Genomic DNA, 19,802 nt, shown 5'->3' with positions numbered 1-19,802 from the left:
TGGCTGTATCGGGGCATCATTTTCCTCCTCATGGGCTTCGTTTCTTCAACTATACTTTAGGAGGAGGCCTCTGACAACTATCCTAACACTGGGGGTTGGCAGGGACGGCATTTTCCTGCCCTGCTCTTCGTAGTAGCGTGTGATCTCGTTGATGGAGTAACCTCGCAGCTTTAGGTCTTGGATTTCCTGCATGTATTTTTTACTCAGCATCATCTCGGCCTCCTCATATATACTGCAATAAGTACAGTATATACTCTTGTGAGGCGGATGCCTTCTCCTTGTGGCAGACTTGTCATAGGGCCAGGAAAAAAGTGCTTACCATCAGAAGAAAATTCTGTTTACCATGCAGTGAAAAAAGTGCTTACCGTACCAGAAAAATTCTCCTTACTGTGCAAGAGAAAAACTCCTTACCGTATGACTGTAAAAACATCTTACCACCCACAAAAAGGTTTGGGTCGGAGCGCAGCGGAGCTGGCAATGTATTGTTATGTAAAGTCGCGCACCCCTAGACTCAGTTCCATATGACGCTTACCCCTAATGTTATTTATCTTTTTACTGGAATGCATTGAAGATCATTTGTAATAATTTTTCCATTGTACTCCAATCATGTCCTTCCATTGGTAGTGACTTGTTTTCAATTTGATCCATAACATGAAAAAAGCTTTGTTGAACTTGATCTTTATTGGTTATTTCTCCTTGATACTTATTGATTCTGTCTATGTATCCTTTCCATATTACAGGTGCTAAATTTCCATCATTATCACACAAAACGTCCTTACCCAAAAAAAGTTCGATACTACAAGCTAAACCATTAATATTTGCATTTTGATAATTAAACGGACCAATGGTAGGGTAGTCATTTGCTATTTCAATATCTGGCAATGTCATAATTCTAATATTAGATGGAATTTTCACTTTCTCAAAATTTAAAATCTCATTATGAGCAGCCGCATCATTATCAAATAAAGCTATTATCTGATTACTTATTCCCGACCCAATAAAAGCTTTAATATAATGAGTCAAAAAATTAGTGCTACCTTGAGCTTTAGCTATATCAAAATCCATAAAATAATAAAAATGATACAAATGTGGATACATTATCTCTAATGATTTTGATATAATTTTTGAATCGCTTTTTCCTTCAGTCATAATTATAATCTTAGAATTATAGAAACTTTCTATCTCTTGACTTGAGTCGTACCATCCTCCATCAACTAAATCAGTATAATCTAAAATAGTTTCTTCCTCATTAGAAACACTCTCAAGTATTATTCTAATTGTAAACCAAGGATCCATCTCATATGGCATTCCAAAATAAGATTCGTCATCATATTCTAATGATCTTAAAATAATATATCTATCAAGATTTTCATTTTTACTTATGTGCTTTAAATCTTCTCTAGTTCTTTCATAGTTCATCCCGTTTCTTATTAAATCACTCGCAACATCAACCATAGTCTTTGACCATGTTTCATAAGTAAATTGGTTATACATCTCTTCGTATCTATCTTCAAAATCTAATTCAAATCTGAATTCTAATTCACATTTGTATTCTTCAAAAATAGCTTTAGCCTTTTTTAAAGTGTATCCCAAAACATCTAAGCATTCTTTTGCTTTCTTAACATTAGTTTTATACTGATAACGGAAGTATTCTTCCCCGTCTTCATCATAGTCTTTTTCCACAACCTTATCGTTCTTATTAAATATAATTAACAGATAATCTGCTATACAATTCTTGCTTATTAACAAATCATATTTTCCTAACATCAATGAAGCATATGAACCCATATCACTCCTCCTATTATAATAATTATCATCTACTATCATAAAATCAATAATATTCTAACTTAAAAGTTCGGTGAAAAGTTTAGGACGGAGCATAGTGGAGTGAAATTTTTAATATATATTTTAAAATTCTCATAGGGTTTTCCTTTCTCAATTTTTTAAGTGTAATGCAACTTTCTTTTGTGCGAGATTTTATATAACGTCTCGAGGCTTAGCGACGTCGGACTTTCCTATGAAAGCTACTCTCCGATGTTGCTAAGCCTCTGTTATGCGAAGTATATGACTCCTATATATTTAACATCATTTGTTCATTTTGTTTTGAGAGGTTTGAAAAATTCTTTTTTGCTATACCATCGCAACTTCTAACAAAAGTTTCAATTTCACTAATTTTTTTTATTGTATAAAATTTTCGATTGGGAGTGAAGTATACTAATACTTTTTTATTATAACTTACAAGATTGATAAGGTTGTTTAATGTTCCTTTGCTTTTGCCGTTCCATATCATAAAACCATAATCAGCTACTTTAGCCATTTCTTTGTCTTTAGCTGAATAGTATTCAAAGCCTTTTGTACTTGAAGATACCATGACTTTTACAACTTCCCAATTGCCAATGTTATTTCTAGCTTTACCGTCAGTTGCATACACATTAACATTATTATAATTACTCTCATAACAATGCTTTTGTATTGCTTTATCTATACCATTCGCATCTCCAACCAATACTGTGTAATTATCACGAAAAATATTATTTAATCTTTCTTTAATGTCTTGATTTAATCTAGATATTGCTCTAGGACCTCCAATAAAAATTTTCATAGCTTTATCTCCTTGTTTTCGTCATAGTTAAAACATATACTTTTTTAACATTTGAATCTTTCTTTAAAGCCTTAGTAGCATCATTCAATGTAGTTCCTGATTGATATAAATCATCTACTAATAGGATGTTAACTTCCCTTTCAAATCTCTTCATTAATTGAATTGTACCTGCTATTTTATTTTTTTCCACTGAGCTTAATTCTTTGCACTCTGTTCGGTTAGTTTTCTCAAGTACACCTTTGTCAGTACTAATTTTAAGTACATTACTTAAAGCATCTGTTATTTCAAAAACTGGTTGAAATACACGTTCTAATTTTGTAGGTGGAACAGGGATTATAATATCTATATTTTCTCGAATATTCCACTTTTTCAAAAATGGACTTATTAAATTAATTATATCATCTACTTTACTTCTATTACAAACATACTTCAACTCATAAACTAATTGACCTATATCACTTCTTATAGTATCAAACTGTTTACGTCCGTATTCATCTTCTCCTAAATATTCACTACTTAAAGTATGTACACCTAATGCAAATCCTTCTTCCCACTCTCCATTAATTTTAATTGGATTGATTTTCATCATTACTCATCCCCCCTATAGTATATTTTATCCTAAACATGAATACTTTATTTCGCATAACGTCTTATTCCCGCCACTCAGTTCGCTTCACCTCCCATTTCAGTAGGTATTTGCGAACCTTGGTTCGGTAATATCGGCTTCTTTCTGTAACAATGATAAACCTTTAATACTTCACTCTTTCGATAATCCATCGAATACACTCCATATCTCCATCGGAATAGCGCTATGTAGCACCTCTGATACTACATTGTCCAGTTCACTTGTGATCATTTTTTGATAGGTTATTTGAGTGAAGGAGCAGGTTTTATTTGCTATTACCGAGGATACTCCTTCATTTTAAGGAAACTCTGCAATCACTTCTTTCACAACTTGAAACGGGCGTTTGAATAAGTATGTGTCCGTCCGGCACTGTATGCCGCAGGATTTTTGATAATGATATCAAGGCAGTAAAGGTGCCTGAATCACAAAGTTGCATAAATCTACCCTGATGACATTCAATTTAGGGAGTGTTGTCGGGATAGTCTAGTTGATGGCTAGTGCCTCTTGCCAAATCCCCTTAATGGGCCCGAAATATCTCCAAAATATCTTCTCCATATTTCCGGCACTTCATTTCTCCAAACCCCGAAACTTTTTTAATGTCTTCCAAGGTTGTGGGGGCCATTTCGATCAATTCTTCCATTTGCGCATTGTTGTATATGTAATATGCTTTGATGCCCTCTTTTTTGCTTGTCTCAAGCCGGTACTGCTTCAATGCTTTGTAAATAGATGTTTCTTCAATATTTGTTTTTTCGCCTGCCCTTGCCGGTATTACTGGCTGATCTCCTAAGTTCTCAGCCACCTTCAGATTGAGTTCCATACCATACTTCTTTGTGTAATCCATTTCTCTGGATGTATGCATTTCAAGAAAAGCATCTGCTATTTCATACATTTCTTTTTCAGTTGATGTGGGATTACTGCTTTCATTCATCAGCTTCTTAATATACTCAATCAGTTGATCACTGCGAATAATTTGCTCTTTCACTTCTTTTTTTGCATATCTCATGTTGATTACCGTCTTGGGATTGGACAGAACCACCACTGATTTATAGTTATCATCAAAGAATTTTTCAAAAAGCGCCTGAGTGAAAAAGTTGCCCTTTTTCTGCTTTCTGGCTGCCTTTATCACCTCTAGATGGCGTCTGTTTTGCGTGATTGGACTATAGATTCCCTCTTTGTGATATCGGCCCCCATATTTAATGGTTCGGATAAAATCTCCACTCGCGTTAACTTCAATATCACCCACCAAATTTTTACACTCCACCACCAAATTTACTTTTGGTGTGATGATTAAGTAATCAATTTGAGCCGAGAGCTCTTCATACATCAAACACAAATCGTGTAACACGATCATCGGAAGAAAGCTGTTGTTTAGTTCAAATGCCACGTTTTTCTCCCCAACAATACCATAAGTCAGCAAATTGATGTCTTTTTCCACATCGCCTTTCACGTGCGCCGGTACCCTCTCGAGAAGTTCTTTTAAACTTTTCAACTGACGTTCTGCATCGCTATCAGATTTATAAAAGAGAGGTTTTTTCAAATGAACCGGCTTTTGGGTAATGACTTCTTTCAGTGAATCAATGATTGACATAAGGAAGCCTCCTAACCAGTTTTCATTTTCGGTTAGAGGACAGGTAAGAGTTGACAGTGCCTCCGTCCCTAGTGAACACGTCAGTGCAACGTCATTGAAGGTTACAATGCCAAAGTTACACATCCTCCGTCCCCGGCGTGCATCTGTGTCCAGCATGCACTCATACACTGTGGTGTCTTTCTTTCCCACGGTACACAACTACCGTCTCAGTACTTGATAACCGTGTTGCGTGAAATGTTTAGTACCTGTGCGATAGCGCGCCGTGACTCTCCCAGATTCACCTACATGTGTCGTACTTGCTTATACAGATCCACTTCGATGATCGCACCTCTCAGCCTCCCATAAATTGATGTAGTTCATCAAGTATACAGGAATTGTAGTCAAGGTGGTTCACTTTCAAGCCATCACAAAAGCTATTTTGGGTTCACTTTCAGAGTATCATTTGTACGTTAGACTGTGGCCATGCCGGACGCACTGTGGTGTCTAGAGCGCAAGCTCCGGGTTCTTTTATCCTCTTTTTCAAACCGGCTCTGGCAGAGCCAGAAAATGGTTCTATACGGGTTCTGTTTGTTGAAGAGTGTTATGTTGTTCGATTATAATGGGTTTTATTCAGTAGTACCCTACCCACGATAGCACGCTAGAATTTGCAGAATATTTAATAACTTAAAAACTTAAGTGCCAGGCACCGATGCCTTTGCATTACCTCCGTCCCAGCGAACCCATCATTTTCATGACCATACTTAACCATTCTTTCAAGGGTTTCCTTCTCTTTTTGCTCTATCAAGGTTAAATCACCTCCATCCCCGGTATACCTTGTGTAATATTTGGGTACCGATTTATCTTAGTATCATTCAAATCTTTGTTCACGCAAACTGTTTTCTGCTGCTTCCCGCTCTCTGTTTTTTCGTATTGAACTCTCAATAATCGTTAGCTTGTGCCTAGCAAAGTCTTGCACCTCACGCGAAGTGTGATCCAGAAGTTCGGCAAAAGCTCTTGATCGAGCTTCAATAATGGCTGCAAGCGACCCAGAACAACTATCAGGCCAAGTATCTTTGAATATAATTTCAACAATGTCTATCGGGTTCTCTGCAACGTTAAGAAACGTTTCGATATGATTGCTAAGTTTGAACTGATTCGGATTGTCTGATAGGTTGTTTTCTTTCCCTGAATACGTGTAGGTCCTGACCGCAGCTGCAATTCTTTGTATTCGATCTTGATTTCCATTACACCATTTCAATAAGATGTCCACTGGAACGATATTCAATGACAGTTCGTGCCGTAGTGAAACCCGATCTTTGAAAAGACTCTCCACAAGCAGAGTTTCATTCTCATCGCCTGTGAAAACACTGTTCAGAATCACCTCTGGAAAATTAACGATAAGATTTTCAATAATCTCTGTTAGTTCGTAGCTGTAGAGACGAAAGCTTACAATACCTTCACAAAGCAGTCTCACAATATCTCGAACTTCATTCTCAGGCGCATATATAGATAAACACTCAGTGGCCACACGATCCAGTGCAATCTGCCGATGCATTTTAAAAGTTTTCCTATGCATCTTAAGCAACTTTTTAATTGCCGCCCGCCCGACTGTTCGCAACTCTTCACTGGGCACACATTTGCTATCTTTTAAAGTATAAATACGCATTCCAAGCATCTCGATTGTTGAGAAAACACCATCTTCTAACTCATTGATTGCTGAAAGAATCTGCGCCAAATCCCTGTCAGAAATTGTCTCATGTATTCGACCATACATGATTTGTTCAAAGCGCTGTGCATCTATTTCTCCAAGATGTGCCATTTCTATCAGTCTTTGAACGCCCCACTCAACTACTGGTGTAGAACTCAGCAGGTACACAAAATGCGGTTTAAGCTCTGGTATTTCTATGACTTGCTCTTGGAGTTGGCGTGCCATGATCGGATCTTCTGCGTAAACGCCTTGGATGAAGCCACCAAACAAAGTAGGTTGAACAATTTCAAGATCTTGTGCCTGCATTAATCCTACGAGGAAGTCAAATGTTGTACTTGGGTCATCACTGCCTTTGGCAATCCCTTGCCCGAATGACCAAAGCGAATTAATGTGCTTTTCCCAAAGCCTAGGTGCCAATTTTTCAAGATATTCAGGCGTTGAGGCTGCAAGTTCACCCAATCTCACTAATTTTTCATGGATAGTTTTGGACTTCTCTTCGTAGTTTTCATCCTCAATTTCTTTGTGCTTCCAAGTGTCCATTAGTGCATAGGCTTCAATTTCAGAAAAAGGGTCCGAAGGAGCAGCCAAACGCTCAAGTGCTTCGAGTTTGGTGAGAAGTTCTGGCGAAAGATTTTTCCCATCATAATAAATAGTTTGCTTGATAGATATCCACATTTCTGGCCAGCTTCCACCATATGCATATATACGAACAAGTTCTTCAAGAACATCAAAGCAACCAGCAAAAGTCCACAAGCCTCGGAAGCAATCTGCAAGCAAATCCTTAACCCCTTTTGCAGATGCCTCATTATTTGGAATCAATATGGGCTTCAGTATCTCAATGAAACCTTTATACCAATCAAGTCTCTCCTCGTGTGTTTTGGGTCTCCAACCATAGTCTCTAGAACGGGCGCCGAAGCCAAAGGTTCCGAACGAAGACCAATGATTCGCTTCTAATGCAGACTGAAACAGCTTATGAGTCATTTCTTGATGTTTCGGATTACTTGAACTAAGCAAACGTTCGAGAAACGCCTGTCTTCTCTTTGGAGTAGCATGCGTGCCTGATAAGTACAACGAAAAAAGGGAGCTTAGCTGCCTTACAACACTATTGTTATTCTCATCAACTTTTTCTGTCTCGGCAAACTTCAGGATTATTTCTGCTGCCCGATCAAAACTTTCATCCTCATAAGCGAGTTGACACAGAAGCCTTACAATAACTGAAAAGTGCTTATTTGTCCTTGATGCAAACTCAGGATCCGCGGATGCATTTTCGATAGATGTCAACACAGCTTCGGGGAAAACAGGAGCGATATAGCTAAGAATCTCTAAATGTTCCTCATCACAAGACGCGATATCATACAGCGGACCACCTGATTGAATCCATGTATAGGCTAATTGCCGCGCAGGTTCAAAATCATGTAAGTATCCAATTCTATGCGCACAGGATTTAAATAATCGCAAGTTTTTTCGCTTAAAAAGTTCGCTGTTAATTTCATAATGAGTGATGTTCTGCAGTCCTCTTTTGGCTAATCGGTTAGCCAAGGCGTGTGGCAAAACGGCTCGCCAATTTCCGCGTTGTTGTGATAGTTGCCTTCTGAAAAGCTCAGCATGGCTTCGAAAAAGTAACCGACGTTCAACTCCACCGATGGTCGCCAGAACACCCAGTTCATCATTGTATTCTGACTGGGAGACATTGAATGAATACACAAGAGATAAAATTTCTGCGCATTCTATCAGGGAGTCTGTACTTCCTTTTCTTTGGTTAAATAATCGCAGAAACAAGTCTTCATCAGAAAAATTCGATAATGTATCATCCGCATCAACCCTGCTTGCCAAAGCTAGTGCAACGCGAGCATTACCACCAGCAAATTCTGCCACTTTGTTAGCATTAATACTCCCTAAATCCGGAAATCTTTTCTGGACGAGCTTAGATACAGTCTCCTCGCTCGACGGCTCTAAATGAATGACTTCTGTTTCTTCAGGCCGATCGTCAGAAATATCGTATTCAATTGTCAGAAGGCTTAATCTCGCGCTATGGGATGAAACATTTTTCTGCAAACTGCGATGGACATCTGGTGGGCAATTGTCCAGAACAAGGTAAGCTGAAAAATCATTGGCAATAAGATACGAAACAAGTTCTGAAGCAGTGGGTATAATGTCATGACCAAGATCGGCATAGATTACATTTGCAGATGGCAACGCATCTTCTCCTATGTCAGTTTCAAAAAGTGCCTGAGCAAAACGCGTCTTTCCCACACCTGATAAACCGGTTATTCGAACAGTGCTGCCAGCATTCCGTAGTCTTTCGCGTGCAAGACTGATTCCTTCAGCAATTCCCATAGGCTCTTTTTCTTGCGAGTTTGCATCTATGACACACGGGTAATCATCGAGTAAAAACTCATCATCTTGATTAGGTGGCGTTGACGCCCATCGACCAAATGGACTCCAGCCTGCCAGGGACTTTCCTAATTGCGAACGCACCCATAACGCAACTCCTGGATACTGCCTCAACCAAGTGGTCAATCTATCTCTTCCATAAAAATCAAGTAGCAGATCATCCTCATTTATTACTTCTTCAACGGCTTTTCGCATCCCAATGAGCCGCTCATCGAGCATCTTGTCAGAACAATCATCTTTGCCACTGACTATGATATACGCTCCATTTTGAGATGCCAAAGTGGTGATAACCTGCTTTATGCATCCTTTCTCCAACATCTCTTTTGTACATGCGGCTTTGCTCATGCTGCTTTTCTTCACTTGAAAACCAGTATTTTTGCGTGGTATAAAACCAGGCCTAATGGACTTGGTTGATTCCACACGTATATCAAGGCCGCCGTCTGCTGCTTCCTGTGCACCACCCCACAAAACACAAGACGGCTGAATTCCTTGCATAATCAATTCCGCTTCGCATAATCGCGCTACCATTTCTCGTAGGTCAGCATCATTTAGATCCGAGATGTCAGTAGATTCAAGCTCAAAAAATCTCATTTTCTTCCCCTTTCAGTAATTCCATCATCTATGCATTAGGCCGACCAAACAGCGTGAACCCCCAGATCTGTTTGAGTGAACCTAATACTAGATTTTCTGAAGGTTACATTACCTCCGTCCCGGCGTCCCTGTCCAAGGTGCTTACGTGGATATCCAACCTTGTTACTATCCATGTTGGCAAGTCCCTGTTATGATTAGTTGCAAATATTTAAATTGTTAAGCCCGCACTGAAATTTCTTTAACAAGTTCATCTATGCTGTTGCCTTTGAATGAGTTGTCACGGCGCCAGTTGCAACCGTCCCTAGACTTGAGCACAAAATACTGGCCATTTTCTTCACAAACTTTGAACTGCGGTTGTGCTTGTAGATGAGGGGCACCGTCTGTAATACACCAGTCTTGAACTCGAGCCCGGTTGTTATTCAAAGTTACATGGAACGCAGAGATTGATTGAAATCGCCTCAATGGGTCAATGTGGGTCGCTTTGCGGATTATTCGCTTTAATACATCTGGAACCCATGGGGGCAGGGTGGAAATGTCGACTATTCTCCCGCTAACTATTCTCGCCTTGATGCATTGATCTGCATAAATCGCACGATCAACTTCATTCGTTAGTTCGTCGTACTTCTTCCTCTGTAAACGGTTTAGCCAGAATGTTTCCTCGTAAGGTAGCGAACCACCCAAGAGTTGAAACAAAACTAATCCACATTGATAAATGTCTCCTTCGAATCCATAAGAACTCGTCTCTACTGATTCAGGCGGCCTATAAAGAACCGCATGACTTGAAGCAGGAATAGAACTTTGGCCTTCTGGTATATGCTTAACTGAGCCGAAATCGCCGATGATGGATTGATAGTTATCACCTATGTAGATATTCGCAGGTTTCAAGTCTCGATGCACATAGCGGTGGGCATGGAGAACACCAACTCCACTCAGAATTTGACAGGTACGGTTAATAGCTTCAATGTTGCCTATGCAAGAATTATCCAAGAGGTCATCAAGATCTCCATTCTGGCAATAGGGCGTCACGAAATATGCCCACTCGCCATCCAGCAGACCGGCAGTGTTAATTGGAAGGATGTTTTCTCCAGCTAGCTTTCCCAATGCAGATGGTTCCGCGTGAAATCTTGTGTCTCCTCCCCAATAGTAAAATTTTACAGCTACTTTCGTGTGTAGGATTCTATTTTCACCAAAGTAGAGATAACCATTGGCTCCCTTTGTCCCCTCACGAGTAAATTCAATATCAACAGACAACGACCGCAGCTGATTCTTAATTTTGTCAGGAGCGCTGAGGCACTCGATAAAAATTTTCGACATATGTCTACCTCAAAGCCCAAGTATAGGCTGCCAAGTATGCTTGTTCTTGGTACCGTTTAATCTCTTCTGGAATCTCCAAGGGGGTACGCCGCTGCGCTGCAGATATTCCTTGCCCAGAAATGAAGTCTACTGGAACGGTGCCGTTGATTTGAATTAGACCTTCAAGTTTGAACGTGACTGCGCCACCGGACAACCGACCCCTTTTGTTGCGTTTTTTGATGACGATTTGGTCGATGTAGTTATCTTGCAGAAAATTCCGGAAAGCATCAAGGAATGATTGTACAGCTACCACGCATTCATCATCTGCGATCTGCAGACGTTTTGGGTCAGTATCTAAGTATTTGGCTTCACCATCCTCCCATTCGATGAGTGCGAATATTGCTTCAGACGACTTAAGTTCGATCCCGCATATAATAGCCACTGATCAACCTCCTTATGTGTAGTTGCATAATTGAATTTTGCTTCCGGACAAGGGATGTGATGCTCTGACTATTCCTTAAAAGCATGCTGCAAATAACCTATCCATGACTTTTATCCAGTGGAAAGATGTCTAATCTTTAAAAGTCAGTCCCCCCCTCACACACTCAACCTTCCATTCAACCGGTCAATCACATGAATAATCTTTTTCGCCGTATCAATTTTCTGGTCAAAGAGCTTTGTCACGTTCCCCGCTTTGTTGAAGGGGTGCTCGATTAGCACTTTTTTGTCCAGGCTGCCGTTTTGGATGATGTGCTTGACGATGAGGTTCACGAACTCCATCTGATTTTGATTAAGGTTTTCGTCGGAGAGGAATTCGGCGAAGACTTCGTTGGCGGCTTTGGGGTCCAAGCCAACGATTTCGCTGGCCAATTTCATCAAGGGTTCGTCACCAAACTCTTTCTGATAGTCTTCCCGGGTACCCAGGTCATGCCAGAGAACCTTCTCCAAGTGTTTCAGATCTTCAATATTCAGTTCCATGTTATGGCGCAGCTTATAGACCACCAGGTCGTCCTGGTTGTCTTTCAGGTACCGGTTTACTTTCTTTCGATAATTTTCCATGTCATTGATCTTGTATTCGCCTTTATGCTCCTTGCTTTCCAGTATTTCATCGGTGAAGTTTGTGTAGTAGATCTGTTTTGACCCTTCTTCAATGTATCGCACCAAATCTCGGAAGGCTTCCCGCACCATCTCATAATCCATTAAATCGGCGTTGTCCCAGAATTCCTGGGTTTGGACACGGCGAATCAGTTCTTCCTGTTGCCGCACTTTTTCGATGGTGCCTTTTTCAGACAGCTTTTCAGCGGTGGTCACCACTTTTCGCTTAGGTTTGGAGGATTCAAGCCCCTTCAGCTCGGCGTACTCAATGGTGTACATCAGGTAATCGAAGCGTTTGGCCATTTCTTCTTCATCCCGGGCTGGGATGAGGGGCGCCACATGTTCCGCCAATTCCCGCAGGTCATTCTCAGAGAGGTTTTCGTAGGCCTCTGCCTGGTTGAATTTGTGTATGTATTTCAGTTTCATACGGGCGCTGAACTTATTCTCGTCTATCTTCAGCACTTCTGCCAGCACCTCTTCTATCAGTGCTTTTCGATGGGCTTCGTAATCTTCCCGCTGGTAGTCCAGGTTCTGCAGCTCCCGGATAATTCCCAGCTTCACATTGAACAGTTTCTCCGTAAGGCTCACCATCACTTTGGCTTCCTTGCCGTTCTTGTCCACCCGGAAGAATTCAAAGTTGCCACAGTAGTCGAAGATGCGGAACTCTTCCTTGTGGATACCGGCCCCAAAGAGGTTTTCGCACAGGCGGGTGCCCCGGCCGATCATCTGCCAGAACTTGGTTTTAGACCGCACCTTTTTGAAAAAGACCAGGTTTAGTATTTCGGGAATGTCGATGCCGGTGTCCAGCATGTCCACGGAAACGGCAATTTGAGGGAGCCGCTCCTTCACTTCAAAGTCATCCATGGTAGCAGTGACATAATTTATGCCGGTGTAGACAGGCAGGGCAAACTCCCCCTTGTATTCTGGATACAGGAGGTTAAACCGTTTCACGATGAAATCGGCATGTTTCTTGTTTTTGGCGAAGATGATGGTTTTCCCCAGCTTGTCGCCGCTTTCCACCTTCAGCCCCTTTTCCATCAGCTCCCGAATCACACGGTCGACGGTGTCGCTGTTGAAGAGAAAAGCGTTTAGCTCTTCACTGCTGATGTCCCGCACATCATCGTCAAAGGTTTCCTCAAAGAGTTCCTTCTCGTCCTCCGGCAGGTCGTCGTAGTGGATGCCTTCTTCCAGAAACTTCATTTTGGTTTCGATGGTATGGTAAGGCACCAGATAGCCGTCGTTGATGGCTTCATCCAGCTCGTAGGCGTAGGTGGGCACGTTGTTTTCCAGCTCAAAGATTTCATAGGTGTTTTTATCCAGGTCGTTGCGGGGGGTGGCGGTGAGGCCGATGAGAATGGCATCAAAATAGGAAAAGATGGCCTGGTATTTCTTGTAGATGCTGCGGTGACTTTCGTCAATGATGATCAGGTCAAAATGGCCCCGGGTAAAGAGCTTTTGCCCGGTGCTGTTTTTCACATCGTCAATGGCGTTCATCATGGTGGGGTAAGTGGAAAAGACCATGCGGCTTTCCGGGTTGTCTTTGCTGTCCAGCAGGTTGCACAGGGACAGCTCCGGCAGCTGGTGCTTGAAGTTCTTTTTAGCCTGGCGCACCAAAGCAGTACGGTCTGCCAGGAAGAGGGCATTTTTGATCCATCCGCGGCTAAGAAGAACATCCACCAAAGAGATGGCGGTACGGGTCTTTCCCGAGCCGGTGGCCATGACCAACAGGGCTTTTCGGTTGCCCCGGTTCAGGGAATGACAAACGGCACCAATGGCCAGCTTTTGATAGGCCCGGTTGGTGATGGCGTCGTTGATCATGGGGTTTTCCAGTGACTGGCGGTGATCCCGCCGGTACAAAGTCCAGAGGAGTTCTTCCTTGGTGTAAAGGCCGGACACTATGCGTTCCGGGTAACTGCGGTCGTCCCACAGGTAATAGTCAAATCCGTTGGTATAAAAGATAAGGGGCCGGTAGCCGTACTGTTTTTCCAGGCAGTCGGCATAACGCTCCGCCTGCACCTGGCCCATTTTGGGGTCAATGCTGGTTTTCTTGGCTTCCACCACAGCCAGGGGCTTGCCGTCATCACCATAGAGCACATAGTCGATGTAGCCGATCCCGCTGGCGCTGGGCATCCCGGCGACTTCCACTTCTTCCAGGCAGTTTTTGCCAAAGGTCCAGCCGCACAGTTCCAGCTCCAGGTCGATGTACATTTTCCGGGTCTGGAATTCGGTAATTTCGTCCACCTTATAGGTACGCTGCTGTCGGTTGGATTCCCGCTTGGCGGTGTTTTCCCGGCGCAGCCGCTGGTTTTCGGCTATGATTTCTTCCAGCTTTTTGTCCTGGGCACCCAAACGCTGCTGCAGGGCCTGAAGCTCCTGAAGGGTTTTCTGCTCCTGGGCTTTGTCCGGCAGCAGGCTTTCGTCAAAGTGGGTTTCTGCATAGTCCTCAGAATAACAGTAGTCAATCCACCCGGTGAAGGCAAAGAGGTTTTTCAGGGCCAGCACTGCCTGCTCCCGGGTGATGGGGGATGCGGAATGGACAGCCTTGTTCCCCAACTTTTGAATGTAGATGAGCATGGGGAAGAGTTGGCTGTCGATGGTGCTTTTAAACTGGTAGTCATGAAGGAGGGCCCCCAGCTTTTCGTCGTAGGGAACGGTGAGGGCTTCGTCGAAGCTATACACCCATTTCACCGCCAGCTCCAGCGCCCGGCGGGTGAGGATGGCGGTGGTGGCGTAGGAAACCACCAGGCTTTTTTCCGCCTCCATACAGGCATCACAAAAGGAACGGTACTTGGCTTCTTTTTGCAGAAACTGGAAGTTGCCGGGCATAGGCGTTCTCCTTTCGGGGGTTCCTCTATATCTCTTTACATTATTTCGCCTTTGAAGGCACGCTGCATCAGGCTGTTGTAGTTGTTTTCCATTTCGGTGAGGGCTTGCTCCATCAGTTGTTTTTGGGCTTCTATTTTTTGGACGATATCGGCGAATTGTTTTTGGAATTCGATTGGGGGAACTGGCATTAGCGAGTTCTCAAACTTGTTTTTTGATATGTTTAGCATTGAACCACTTGTGCCAGATGCTTGCTTAGTTAATGTTGCCCTGAAACTATTATTTTGCAGAAGCGCATTAAACCAATAATTTGATAGCTTTTTCGAGTCAATAACGATTTTCCACAACTTATCAGGCAAGAATAAATCATCGTAATTATCTTCTACGATACACGATGCTGCTACAAGCTCTCTTGTATTAGCTCTGCTAAATAATATATCTCCTTTCAATGGTTTAACTAAGACTTTTTTCTTATCTAATTGGTTTGCAACTTTGTGTTCATCTGGCTTGAAAGCACCTGATGTTACTGAGCTTATTTTTAGAACAGCAATCTCTCCATTTATTTTCTTTCTTTCTTCACCGCTCACGCTCCATCCAGAAATTATTCTTTCTAACTGAGATCCGACTTTTTTCGTTATCCAAGCCTTCTCATTCACCACCGGATCCCCAAACATCTCATAAAAAGTGGATTGAATCAGTTCATCCATCAGCTCAATCTGCTCTTTTCGCTTGTCGATGAGCGATTGGGCTTTGTCCAGGACTTGGACGATTTTTTGCTGGGTTTGGAGCGGTGGGAGGGGGATGATTAAATCCTCCACAATTTTCTTAGATATTTCCTTGAAAGTTGCTCCTCTACCCAATGCATTAAGTTGATCATGTTGACTCGTTAGATAATAGTATAAATACTCGCTAGCCAAAACAGCACTATCGCAAATTATATTCTTGAAACCCTGATTGGTACAAAGTTCTACACCTGCCAAGGCCACTTTTCCAATTGGCGCTCTTGTTGTTAATAGGACCGTGCCAACTGGAAGCATTTTTAGATTGCTTGATTCAAATCCTTTATCGGTTATTTTCCTGCTTGTTGAGTAAATATATCCGTTACTCTTTTTTTCTAAATCGGCTGGTGTTATCCAATGTATTTGCCCATCCCAATACTCTATTTTGTTGGTTTTTGGAGTGCTTCCAGAAACAATTTCAGCAACTTCTTTCAGTTTTACCAAATCCACCCCTACACCATCCTCTCAATGTCATCCAACCCATCAAGAATCTGCTGTTCAAGGGTTCTGATCTTCTCAATAATCACCTTGGGTGCCTCATAAACCACTTCTTCATATTCCGTTTCCTTGTACCGGTTGATAGACAGGTCATAGTCATTCCCCACGATCTCTGCCTTGTCCACCATGAACGACTGCTCCGTTCGCTTTCGGTCCTGCTCTTCTTCCCGGTTGAGAAAGCGGTGGATGATGTCCTGGATGTCGTTCCGTTCAATGGGCTGGCGCTTGTCGTCCAGGGAATAGCCGTCGGCTTTCATGTCATAGAACCAGACCTTGTCGGTGCCTCCGGAACCGGTTTTGGTGAAGACCATGATGGCGGTGGAGACTCCGGCATAGGGTTTGAACACGCCACTGGGCATTGAAATGATGGCGTGGAGGTGGTGGTTTTCGATGATTTCCCGGCGGATGGCTTTGTGGGCGTTGGAGCTGCCAAAGAGGACGCCGTCGGGGACGATGGAGGCCACGCGGCCGCCTTTTTTCAGGATGCGCAAAAATAGGGACAGGAAAAGGATCTCTGTCTTTTTGGTTTTGGTGATTTGAAGGAGTTCGGCAGAAACGCTGTCGTAGTCCAGGGAGCCTTTGAAGGGGGGATTGGCCAGGACCAGGGTGTAGCGGTCTTTGTCCTTGTTCACTTCCGCCAGGGAATCCCGATATTCGATGTTGGGATTTTCCACGCCGTGGAGCATCATGTTCATGGCGCCGATGCGGAGCATGGTGCGGTCCATATCATTACCGTGGAACATGGTTTTGCTGTAATGCTCTTTCAGCTCTTTGTTGGCAAAGAGGTCTTCGTGGTTTTTCTGGAGGTATTCACCGGCAGCCACCAAAAACCCGGCAGATCCTGCGGCCGGGTCGATGATCACATCGGTGGGGGTAGGTTGCATCAAGGCCACCATCATGCGGATGATGTGGCGGGGCGTGCGGAACTGGCCATTGGTGCCGGCGGTGGCCACCTTGGACAGGAGGTATTCGTAAAGATCGCCGTTGGCGTCCCGGTCTTCCAGAGGCAGGGCATCGATGTTGGTGACGATTTTTTCCAGCATCTGGGGGGTGGGGATCATGAAGATGGCGTCGTCCATGTATTTGGCGAAGGCAGAGTTAGTGTCGCTGTGCATATTTTTGATAAAAGGAAAGACCTGCTTACTCACCACTTCGTACATGGCATTGGCATGGAGCTGTTTGAAGTTCTTCCAGCGGTAGTTTTCCTGGTCTGGGGTGAAAATGCGCTCTGACTCGATGCCCAGGATTTCGGCATTTTGCTCCAGGTCGGTCTGTTTATCGTCCAGCCCTTTAATAAAGAGCAGGTAGGTGAATTGTTCGATGACGGAGAGGGGGTTGGTGATGCCGCCTGTCCAAAATATTTCCCAGATTTTGTCTACTTTGTTTTTCAGTTCGCCTGTGATCACTTTGTTGCCTCCTGTTGTTTTGCGAAATGTATTGATAATAGCATTGATGAAAAAGGGTGATACGCTTACCTTCCATTATACAGGTTTTATTCGCCAAAAACAGGACTTTTCCTTCAATTTTATTGAAATACTGTTCACCTTTTTTCACTTTTTTTCAACTTTTGGGCTGAAGTGTTTCAGTGGCCGTGCCGTAAAGCTTCTCACAAAAAAGCCTGTGGTGTGCAATTCGGACAGCATTGCACGCCACAGGCTTTTTTGAAAGATGATGCCATTACTTTGTCTTAGGTAATTTCACATTGACTTCAACCCGGGTACCCACGCCCGGTGTGCTGTTGATCTTAATATCGCCGCCCATCAGATCCACCAGTTCACGGGTGATGGCCAGGCCCAGCCCTGTGCCTTTTGATTGAGATACTGAGCCATCGTCGGCCTGGTAGAAGGGTCGGAAGAGTTTTTTCAGGGTCTCCTGAGTCATGCCGCGTCCGGTGTCTTCCACCACCAGCTTCAAGTGGTGGTATTGGGTGGTTTCCTCACATTGGATGGTGATGTGAACCTGCCCTTTTTCGGTGAACTTGATGGCGTTGCCACCCAGGTTCAGGATGATCTGCCGCAGCCGGTCCGGGTCTGCCAATACTTTGCGTGGCAGGTTGTCGGCCAGGGTTATTTCCAGGTGAAGATTCTTTTGCATGGCCAGGGAGCGGAGGGGGGCAAAGGCTGTTTGCAATTCATCTTCAAGGCAAAAGACTCTGTTATTCAGTTTGATTTCCCCGGCTTCAATTTTAGCGTAATCAAGCACGTTGTTGATAATGGCCAGCAAATTGCCGGCAGACCGTTGCATGTTGTGCACGAATTCCGCCTGCTCTGCGTCCAACCGGGTGGTTTCGAGGAGTTGAATGAAGCCGATAAATCCGTTAAGGGGGGTGCGCATTTCGTGGTTCATATGAGAGAGGTAACGGCTCTTGGCTTCATTGGCGTCTTTGGCCTGGCGAAGAGCAGCTTCCAGTTGCTGGTTTTTTTGTTCCAACAGCAGGGAGAATTCCTGCAGCTTCTCTTCCACCTGTTTGCGCTGGGTAATGTCTTCACAAAAGGCGACCAGCTGATTTTCGTCAATGCGGGCAATATGAATGTTGCCCCAGTATCGTTCGCCGTTTTTTCGAAGGCCGATGTACTCGCCCGAAACTGGCCCCAGATCCTTTTCTTCCCCTTTTCCCACTTTGCCCTTTTCACCCAGTTCCGGGGGCAGGAGGTCGACGACTTTCATCTTTTTTAATTCTTCTTCTGTATAACCGGTCATCTCACAGCCTGCCGGGTTCACCCGCAGGTAACGGGTTTCGTGGTCTGTGACGAAAATGCCCAGGGGAGATTTGTCCACATAGGCACGGTAGGCTTGTTCATTCTTCGCCAGGGCCAGTTCCATTTCTTTTCGTTCTGTAATGTCTGTACGGGTGCCTCTCATGATCAGGGGTTTGCCATCCTCTGTTAGCGAAACCACTTTGCCTCTGTCTTCCACCCACACCCAGTGGCCTGCCTTGTGCTTCAGCCGCAACTCGACAGTGTACATGGAGCCTTTTTCGGCAGCTTCTTCAAAAATGGCGAGGGCTCTTTGGAGATCATCGGGGTGAACCATATGTCTCCATTCATGGGCATAAGTGGGCTGCAACTCTGAAAGCATATAGCCCAGCATTTCAGCCCACCGCTCGTTATAGGCGTTTTCGCCTGTTTGCACATTGTATTCCCAGGTGGCCACATGGGTGGCCTGGATAATTTCTGTGAGTCGGTTGCGTTCATTCTGCAGATCCTGCATGTTTTTTGACCGGTCAAGGAACAAGCCCACCTGGGAGGCAAAAAGATCGGCCATTTCATGATTGACCAAGGTGTTATCCCCATGCATGATCAGGGTGAACTCTCCCATGATTTGATCCATTTTGTTGATTTTGAAGATGGCCACCTGTCCAAAATTAAGGGTTTTTTCCAGCAGGCTGGCCAGGCTGGAAGGGATTATCTTGCCGATGCTATCCTGAAGGTTGTCAAAAGTGGTCAGATTGCTGGATTCAATGGCTGCGTGCCGGGCCTGATCATAGGGCCATCTTTTGCCCACCAGTTGAAAGCCCAGGAGATTTGAGATTTTCATCAGATAATCAGACGGGCCGGCAACAGCCTCGGTGACGACTTCCATTCTGTTTTCGTCAAGAAGGTTTAAAAAGGCATATCTGGCTCCGGTAATGGTGCGCATAAACTCGGTGATTGCTTGTAAATCCGGCGCCTGGTTGGTTTCCATAAACTGCCGGTTAAAGGCTGTCATCTGCTTTAATGCCTCTTTTTCCTGATGTGATTGGGGTGTGTGATTGATTTGCTGCCGGCCGGTTGAATGTGTGTCTTTACCTTTTGCCATGCGGCACACTCCTCATGTTTAGTGGGTTG

12 protein-coding genes are annotated in these 19,802 nt (G+C 43.7%); all 12 read right to left on the bottom strand.

Annotated elements, in window-relative coordinates:
- Positions 1 to 45 precede the first annotated feature (45 nt).
- Complete coding sequence (locus QOL74_RS17770) at positions 46 to 210, bottom strand: hypothetical protein (RefSeq protein WP_283410849.1); 165 nt, start codon at positions 208 to 210, stop codon at positions 46 to 48.
- A gap of 342 nt (positions 211 to 552) precedes the next feature.
- A complete protein-coding gene (locus QOL74_RS17765; RefSeq protein ID WP_283410848.1) occupies positions 553 to 1,788 on the bottom strand; it encodes a HEPN/Toprim-associated domain-containing protein in 1,236 nt (411 codons plus the stop codon).
- A 283-nt stretch (positions 1,789 to 2,071) separates the two neighbouring features.
- The gene (locus QOL74_RS17760) at positions 2,072 to 2,602 is read right to left on the bottom strand and encodes a hypothetical protein (protein ID WP_283410847.1); all 531 of its coding nucleotides are present in this window, start codon (positions 2,600 to 2,602) and stop codon (positions 2,072 to 2,074) included.
- A gap of 4 nt (positions 2,603 to 2,606) precedes the next feature.
- Positions 2,607 to 3,191, bottom strand: a complete 585-nt coding sequence (locus QOL74_RS17755) for a ComF family protein (protein ID WP_283410846.1) — start codon at positions 3,189 to 3,191, stop codon at positions 2,607 to 2,609.
- 553 nt (positions 3,192 to 3,744) lie between these two features.
- Positions 3,745 to 5,004, bottom strand: coding sequence for an HRDC domain-containing protein (locus tag QOL74_RS17750; RefSeq protein WP_283410845.1), 1,260 nt, complete (start codon positions 5,002 to 5,004; stop codon positions 3,745 to 3,747).
- Between the two features lie 658 nt (positions 5,005 to 5,662).
- Positions 5,663 to 9,487, bottom strand: a complete 3,825-nt coding sequence (locus tag QOL74_RS17745; RefSeq protein WP_283410844.1) for a hypothetical protein — start codon at positions 9,485 to 9,487, stop codon at positions 5,663 to 5,665.
- Positions 9,488 to 9,703: 216 nt separating this feature from the next.
- A complete protein-coding gene (locus tag QOL74_RS17740) occupies positions 9,704 to 10,801 on the bottom strand; it encodes a protein kinase domain-containing protein (protein ID WP_283410843.1) in 1,098 nt (365 codons plus the stop codon).
- Between the two features lie 4 nt (positions 10,802 to 10,805).
- A complete protein-coding gene (locus QOL74_RS17735) occupies positions 10,806 to 11,222 on the bottom strand; it encodes a DUF3010 family protein (RefSeq protein ID WP_283410842.1) in 417 nt (138 codons plus the stop codon).
- A 155-nt stretch (positions 11,223 to 11,377) separates the two neighbouring features.
- Positions 11,378 to 14,701, bottom strand: a complete 3,324-nt coding sequence (locus QOL74_RS17730; RefSeq protein ID WP_283410841.1) for a DEAD/DEAH box helicase family protein — start codon at positions 14,699 to 14,701, stop codon at positions 11,378 to 11,380.
- Positions 14,702 to 14,736: 35 nt separating this feature from the next.
- Positions 14,737 to 15,927: a restriction endonuclease subunit S gene (locus QOL74_RS17725; RefSeq protein ID WP_283410840.1), complete on the bottom strand. Its 1,191-nt coding sequence runs from the start codon at positions 15,925 to 15,927 to the stop codon at positions 14,737 to 14,739.
- A 2-nt stretch (positions 15,928 to 15,929) separates the two neighbouring features.
- On the bottom strand, positions 15,930 to 17,381 hold the full coding sequence (locus QOL74_RS17720; RefSeq protein ID WP_283410839.1) for a type I restriction-modification system subunit M: 1,452 nt from the start codon (positions 17,379 to 17,381) through the stop codon (positions 15,930 to 15,932).
- Between the two features lie 271 nt (positions 17,382 to 17,652).
- Positions 17,653 to 19,773: a PAS domain S-box protein gene (locus QOL74_RS17715; protein ID WP_283410838.1), complete on the bottom strand. Its 2,121-nt coding sequence runs from the start codon at positions 19,771 to 19,773 to the stop codon at positions 17,653 to 17,655.
- Between the last annotated feature and the right edge of the window lie 29 nt (positions 19,774 to 19,802).

This window comes from Anoxynatronum buryatiense (assembly GCF_900182905.1).
GTDB lineage: Bacteria > Bacillota > Clostridia > Peptostreptococcales > Tindalliaceae > Anoxynatronum > Anoxynatronum buryatiense.
Note: the sequence above shows the minus strand (reverse complement) of the source record. Positions and strands in the feature narration are given on the sequence as shown.